The organism is Mesorhizobium sp. M7A.F.Ca.CA.004.12.1.1 (assembly GCF_003997835.1).
Lineage (GTDB): Bacteria > Pseudomonadota > Alphaproteobacteria > Rhizobiales > Rhizobiaceae > Mesorhizobium.
The window spans coordinates 1-6,001 of sequence record NZ_RZRK01000365.1 but is presented as its reverse complement, the minus strand read 5'-3'; the positions used below and the strand labels follow the sequence as shown (position 1 = coordinate 6,001).

The window sequence follows — 6,001 nt, the reverse complement described above, 5'->3', positions numbered from 1 at the left end:
TCAGAATCCACCCCCAATCTGCCAGCACGCACGACCGCGTCGGAAGCGCCGATCCCGTTCGCGCGGCCCGGCAACCTCGCCGCCATCATCGGTCGCATCGAGGAAGTGGTCGAGGAAGAGACGGCCGGTATCCGCAACGCGACCAACTATGATCTCAAGGCGTCGAACGCCCGCAAGAGCCGCTACCTCTACGAGTTGACGCGCGCCATGAAGGGCGGCAGCGAAGCCGAATTCCTCGAACAGCACCGCGAGGGCCTGACCCGGCTGCGCCAGAAGCTGGCGAAGAACGAAGCGGCGATCCTGGCGCATCTCAGCGCGGTCAACGAAGTCGCCAGCCTGCTGCGGCACGCCATCCAGCGCGCCGAGACCGACGGCACCTATTCCGCCGGCGAGTTCGGCTGGATGAAGGCATGATGCCGAACACAAGCGACACTTCGGAGATACTGCCGAAGCAACGGCGCAGTGCCGCGTCGCCTTCGCAAGGGACTGATCAAGGGACTGACAAGAGCCGATGATCAAGGTCATCGCCATCGCCGTCTGGATCTGCGCCGCAACCCTCGGCGCCGTGTTCTATTCGTTTCAGGCGGCCGGCGAGCGCGGTGTCGGCGAAACGCCGAAGCCGATGCTGGGCGGTCTCGACTACGTCAAGACCGACATCATTTCGGTGCCGCTGATCCGCGATTCTGAGATCGGCGGCTATTTCCTGACCAAGCTCGTCTACACCGTCGAACCCGAGCAGATAAAGAAGCTGTCCATTCCGGCCGAAGCGCTGATCACCGACCAGGTCTATTCCTACCTCTATTCCAATCCGCAGATCGACTTCACCAACAAGGCGACGATCGATCTCGATGCCTTCCGCGCCGCAATCCGCGATACCGTCAACGCGCGTGTCGGCGCGCCCTTGGTGCATGAGGTTCTGATCGACCAGGTCAATTTCCTGTCGAAGGACGAAATCCGCGACAACTGGCTGCGCCGCAAGAAAAGCGAGACGGCGAGCGAAATGACCAAGGCGTTCAAGGAACACTGAGTTGCCCCGGCTCGGAGTCCCGGCCTCATCGGGGCTCACCTGCCGCGACGGCAGGAACCAACCGCCCGAATTCGCGTTGACGTAAACGTCAACCCAAAGCTATATGCGGCAGCGACCGTGATCGCGAAACTGCGGCATGGGCTTCGGCTGGATCGAAGCGCCGTTGCGAGACAGATGCAACCAGACAAGGAGAACAGCGTGAGCGTTCAGGAGATTGCCGAGAAGATCAAGTCGCGCGTGGCCAGCAGCGGGTTCGATCGTTCCGTGAAATTCGACACCGGCAGCGACGGCGTCATCGTCATCGACGGCGCAACCGTCTCGAACACCGATGCACCCACCGACTGCACCATCAAGCTCTCGCTCGACGATCTGGATTCGCTGATCGCTGGCGACCTGAACCCGACAATGGCGTTCATGACCGGCAAGATAAAGGTCGAAGGCGACATGACCGTCGCCATGGCGCTCAGCCAGCTGATCGGCTGAAGGCATCCAGCCGCCCAAGCGGCACCCACCAAGCGCAAAAACGCCGCCTTTTCGGGCGGCGTTTTTGCATGAAATGCTGCCGGCTTCGTGTCAGGCCGCCGATATCAGTTCCTGCGCCTTCAGCTTGCGGCCGGCCGCCTTCAGCGTGCCGTGCACGCCGTCAAGCGCGCCTTCCACCAGTTCCAGCGCCAGCAGGCGGTGCCGCTCATAGGGTCCCGGCATGGCAAGTGAACCGGTCTTCTCGGCCGAGAAGCCGAAGCGCGCGTAATAGGGCGCATCGCCGACCAAAAGGATAGCGGCATGGCCGAGACGCGCCGCTTCGGCGATGGCATGGCGCATCAGCGCCGAGCCGATGCCGGCATTCTTGAGCGACGGGTCGACGGCAAGTGGGCCAAGCAGCAGCACGGCCGCACCGCCCTCGCCCAGCCTGACATCCCACAGCCGCACGGTGCCGGCCACGCCGCCCGAAGCATCGCGGGCGACGAAGGCCAGGCCTTCCGAGGGCCGCCGGCCACGCCGCAGCTTCTCCGACGACTTTTTCCTGCGCTTCGGCCCCATGGCCCGATCGAGCAACGCCTCGCGCGCCGCAACATCGGCGGCGGTTTCGGCGACCATCACAGAGGCCGGTGCGTGGCCCCCAATTTCAACTGGCATTTCCATTTCAACTGACATTTCCATTTCCGCAATCCCTGGCGAGCGGAGATCTGTTCCACAGGCGAGCCCGGGTGGACGACACGCGCCCACCGGGGATGATCTGATCGGCTCTCTCAGCGCATTTTCAGGCGAAGTTGTGTCCGGTTCGCCGTCCGAAAATGCGCTGAGGAAGCGCCGTCAGATCACATAGGATCGGAGAGGCTCGAAGCCGTTGAAGGCGACCGCCGAGTAGGTGGTCGTGTAGGCGCCGGTGCCTTCGATCAGCACCTCGTCGCCGATGGTCAGCGACAAAGGCAGCGGATAGGGCGTCTTCTCGTACATCACGTCGGCCGAATCGCAGGTCGGGCCGGCGAGCACGCAAGGTGCGGTCTCCGTGCCGTCATGCGGCGTGACGATCGGGTAGCGGATCGCCTCGTCCATCGTCTCGGCAAGACCGCCGAACTTGCCGATGTCGAGGAACACCCAGCGCACATTGTCATTGGCCGCTTTCTTCGAGATCAGCACGACTTCCGACTTGATGACGCCGGCATTGCCGACCATGCCACGGCCCGGCTCGATGATGGTCTCGGGAAGCGCATTGCCGAAATGCTTGCGCAGCGCCGAGAAGATCGCCTGGCCATAGGCCTGGGCGGCTGGCACGTCACGCAGATAGCGCGTCGGGAAACCACCGCCCATATTGACCATCTTCAACACGATGCCTTCTTCGGCGAGCGTCGCGAACACCACCTTGGCGTCGGCCAGCGCACGGTCCCAGGCGGTCAGGTCGGTCTGCTGCGAGCCGACATGGAACGACACGCCATAGGCGTCGAGGCCGAGCCCCTTGGCATGGCGCAGCACGTCGACGGCCATCGCTGGCACGCAGCCGAACTTGCGCGACAGCGGCCATTCCGCGCCCTCGCCATCGGTCAGCACGCGGCAGAACACGCGCGCGCCTGGAGCGACGCGAGCGATCTTCTCGACCTCTTCGACGCAATCGACGGCGAACAGGCGGATGCCGAGCTGGTAGGCGCGTGCGATGTCACGCTCCTTCTTGATGGTGTTGCCGAAGGAGATGCGGTCCGCCGGCGCACCGGCGTCCATCGCCATCTCGACTTCGGCAACGGAAGCGGTGTCGAAGGACGAGCCCATCGCAGCAAGCAGGCGCAGGATTTCCGGCGCCGGGTTTGCTTTCACCGCATAGTAGATTTTTGAATCGGGCAGCGCCTTCTCGAAGGCGCGGAAATTGTCGCGCACGACATCGAGGTCGACGACGAGGCAGGGACCGGTCGGACGTCGGGTGGCGAGGAAGTCAAGGATGCGCTGGGTGGCCATCGGGGTCTCTCCATCAGCGCCTTTCGGCGCGCAATAAGGCTGCGGGACGCGGGCTGTCAGCCTCGCGAACACGCGGTGGACAAAGGCGGGACGGATATCCATGGAACCAGCCGGTGGAGACCCCGGAACCATGAAGCGCCGTCTCGCGGCGGTGAACCTTGGCCTTGCCCGGCCTCGGTTCGCTTTGTCTGCCTTGGCTTGGATGGGAGACCCGTCCGCACTGCCGGCAATGAAGGTGTGCCTCTTCAGTAACCCCGGTTTTTGGACAACCGGCAGAACACCAGAAAGGCCCGCACCGTCGTTGCTTCAAGGTGTCCTCGGGCTGGCGGTTGGCCGCTAGACCGACTGGAGGGGTTGGCTCCAGTTACCTTACCGATTTCCCTCACCATTCGAGGATCGGCGGACACCCACAGGCACGTGCGACTTTGGGCAAGCGCGATATAAGGGCGAAGACTTTCACAATCAATAAAAATCGTATCGCAGGTTGTAAAATTTCTGGTGTCGAACAATGTTGCGGCAACCGTATCCGGATATCGAACGATGACAGGCACGCACGGCCCTCTCAACGCCTTTCTCGATCTTCGCCAGATGCCAGTGGCACATGCCCAGCTAGGCCCGCTGGCCGGCCTGCGGCTGGCCGTCAAGGACATCTACGACGTCGCCGGCTACCGCACCGGTTGCGGCAATTTGCAAAAATTCGCCGAAAGCCACGCAGCCTCGCGCACCGCACCCGCCGTGCAGATGATCCTCGATGCTGGCGCACGCTTCGTCGGCAAGACGCAGACCGACGAGCTTGCCTTCGCGTTGTTCGGCCAGAATGCGCATTTCTCGTTTCCGGTGAACCCGGCGGCACCCGACCGCGTCACCGGCGGCTCCTCATCGGGGTCGGCGGCGGCGGTGGCGGGCATGCTGGCCGATATAGCCACCGGCTCAGACACCGGCGGCTCGATCCGCGCCCCGGCGAGCTTTTGCGGACTGATCGGGCTGCGCACCACGCATGGCCGCATTCCGCTCGACGGCACGATGAAGCTGGCGCCGAGCCTCGACACGTTCGGCTGGTTCGCCGACGACATCGAGACCTACGAGACCGTCGGCAAGCTGCTGCTCGGCCGCGATCCGCACCAGCACGTGTTGGACCGGCCGCTGGCGCTGGATTGGCTGGATGGATTGGTCGCCCGCCCGGCGCTGGCCGAATATGGTGAAATGAAGGGGCTGGCGGGCGCGGTCTTCGGCGTGCCGGCGACGCCGGCAATCCGCTTCTCCTCATCTCCCGATGAACTCTATTGGTGCTTTCGCCGGCTGCAGGCCAGGGAGGCCTGGGCGGTGCATGGCGAATGGATCACCAGCGGCGAGCGCGGCCTCGGCCCCGGTGTCGAGGAGCGTTTCGGCTTTGGCCGTGCCGTCGATGACAGGACAGCCCAGGCCGAGAAGGTGCGACGTCTGACCTTTCGCGGCGAACTGAACGCCCTGCTCGGCAGGAACGGCTTCCTTGTCCTGCCGACCGTGCCTGGTCCGGCGCCTTACGTGGACAGCACGCCGGAGCAGTTCCAGGCCTATCGCGAACGGGCGCTCCAACTTCTGTGCCTGGCCGGCCTGTCTGGTTTTCCACAGATCACGCTGCCCGTCGGCTCGGTCGCCGGCGCCCCGTTCGGCCTGTCGCTGCTTGGCCCTTCCGGCAGCGACATTGCCCTGATACGGCTCGGCCGGAAACTTCTCGACGCGGCACGAAAGGCCTGACCATGGACACACTGACGCGCATGCGTGCCTTCATCGACGTGGTCGAGGCCGAGGGCTTTTCGGCGGCGGCGCGCAAGATCGGTCGTTCCAAGGCCTTGCTGTCGAAATATGTGCGCGAGCTGGAGGACGAACTCGGCGCTTTGCTGCTCAACCGCACCACGCGCCAGTTCTCGATGACCGAGGCCGGCCATACCTATTACCGGCGCGCCTCGGAGATCGTGCGCGAGGTCGACAGCCTGGCCGACGCGGTGCGTGAATCCTCCGGCGACGTGCGCGGCCGGATCAAGCTGTCGGCGCCGCGCACCTTCGCCGACGCGCCGATCGGCCAGTCGCTGATCGACTTCGCCAAGCAGCATCCCGACATCGTGCTCGACATCCAGCTCGACGACCGCTTCGTCGATCTGGTCGAGGAGGGCTTCGATCTTGCGGTGCGCATCTCGCGGCTGGAGAACTCGTCGCTGATCGCCAGGCGGCTGGCGCCGTTTTCGATAAAGCTCTGCGCCTCCCCCGAACTGATCGCCAGGCATGGCATGCCGACAAGGCCGCAGGATCTCAGCCGCATGCCTTGCATCGTCGACACCAATGGCCGCGGACTGAACAACTGGCCGTTCAAGGGCGACAATGGCGATCCGGTGAGCGTTTCGGTGTCCGGTCCGGTCGAGGTCAACAGCCCGATGACGGCGAGAGCCGCGGCCGTGGCGGGCCTCGGATTTACCGTCCTGCCGGATTTCATCGCCGCGCCCGACCTCGCGAGCGGCCGGCTGGTGGCGGTGATGGATGACCGTATCC

At 64.4% G+C, this 6,001-nt stretch carries 7 protein-coding genes; 5 read left to right on the top strand and 2 right to left on the bottom strand.

Translation table 11 applies throughout. The features are described from left to right. The 3 genes from EN984_RS19495 to EN984_RS19485 form a co-directional block, all read left to right on the top strand. Positions 1-414: hypothetical protein (locus EN984_RS19495; RefSeq protein ID WP_245480085.1), on the top strand; the 414-nt coding region annotated here is incomplete at its 5' end. 97 nt (positions 415-511) lie between these two features. Further along, positions 512-1,027: a hypothetical protein gene (locus tag EN984_RS19490; RefSeq protein WP_127270032.1), complete on the top strand. Its 516-nt coding sequence runs from the start codon at positions 512-514 to the stop codon at positions 1,025-1,027. Between the two features lie 198 nt (positions 1,028-1,225). Continuing rightward, on the top strand, positions 1,226-1,510 hold the full coding sequence (locus EN984_RS19485; protein WP_013529756.1) for an SCP2 sterol-binding domain-containing protein: 285 nt from the start codon (positions 1,226-1,228) through the stop codon (positions 1,508-1,510). Positions 1,511-1,600: 90 nt separating this feature from the next. Here the strand turns inward: EN984_RS19485 and EN984_RS19480 are convergent, their stop codons facing one another. Together EN984_RS19480 and odc2 are read right to left on the bottom strand one after the other, a co-directional pair. Further along, positions 1,601-2,170, bottom strand: a complete 570-nt coding sequence (locus EN984_RS19480) for an N-acetyltransferase (RefSeq protein ID WP_127270036.1) — start codon at positions 2,168-2,170, stop codon at positions 1,601-1,603. 171 nt (positions 2,171-2,341) lie between these two features. Continuing rightward, positions 2,342-3,475, bottom strand: a complete 1,134-nt coding sequence (odc2, locus tag EN984_RS19475; protein WP_127272801.1) for an ornithine/lysine decarboxylase — start codon at positions 3,473-3,475, stop codon at positions 2,342-2,344. A 540-nt stretch (positions 3,476-4,015) separates the two neighbouring features. Here odc2 and EN984_RS19470 point away from each other — a divergent pair. Together EN984_RS19470 and EN984_RS19465 are read left to right on the top strand one after the other, a co-directional pair. Further along, positions 4,016-5,212: an amidase gene (locus tag EN984_RS19470; protein ID WP_127383884.1), complete on the top strand. Its 1,197-nt coding sequence runs from the start codon at positions 4,016-4,018 to the stop codon at positions 5,210-5,212. A 2-nt stretch (positions 5,213-5,214) separates the two neighbouring features. Then, positions 5,215-6,001: LysR family transcriptional regulator (locus EN984_RS19465; RefSeq protein WP_164765535.1), on the top strand; the 787-nt coding region annotated here is incomplete at its 3' end.

Excerpts from the sequence above, each read along its gene's own strand:
- odc2 (WP_127272801.1), bottom strand. The coding sequence starts at position 3,475 with ATGGCCACCCAGCGCATCCTTGACTTCCTCGCCACCCGACGTCCGACC.
- EN984_RS19490 (WP_127270032.1), top strand. The coding sequence starts at position 512 with ATGATCAAGGTCATCGCCATCGCCGTCTGGATCTGCGCCGCAACCCTC.
- EN984_RS19470 (WP_127383884.1), top strand. The coding sequence starts at position 4,016 with ATGACAGGCACGCACGGCCCTCTCAACGCCTTTCTCGATCTTCGCCAG.
- EN984_RS19480 (WP_127270036.1), bottom strand. The coding sequence starts at position 2,170 with ATGGAAATGCCAGTTGAAATTGGGGGCCACGCACCGGCCTCTGTGATG.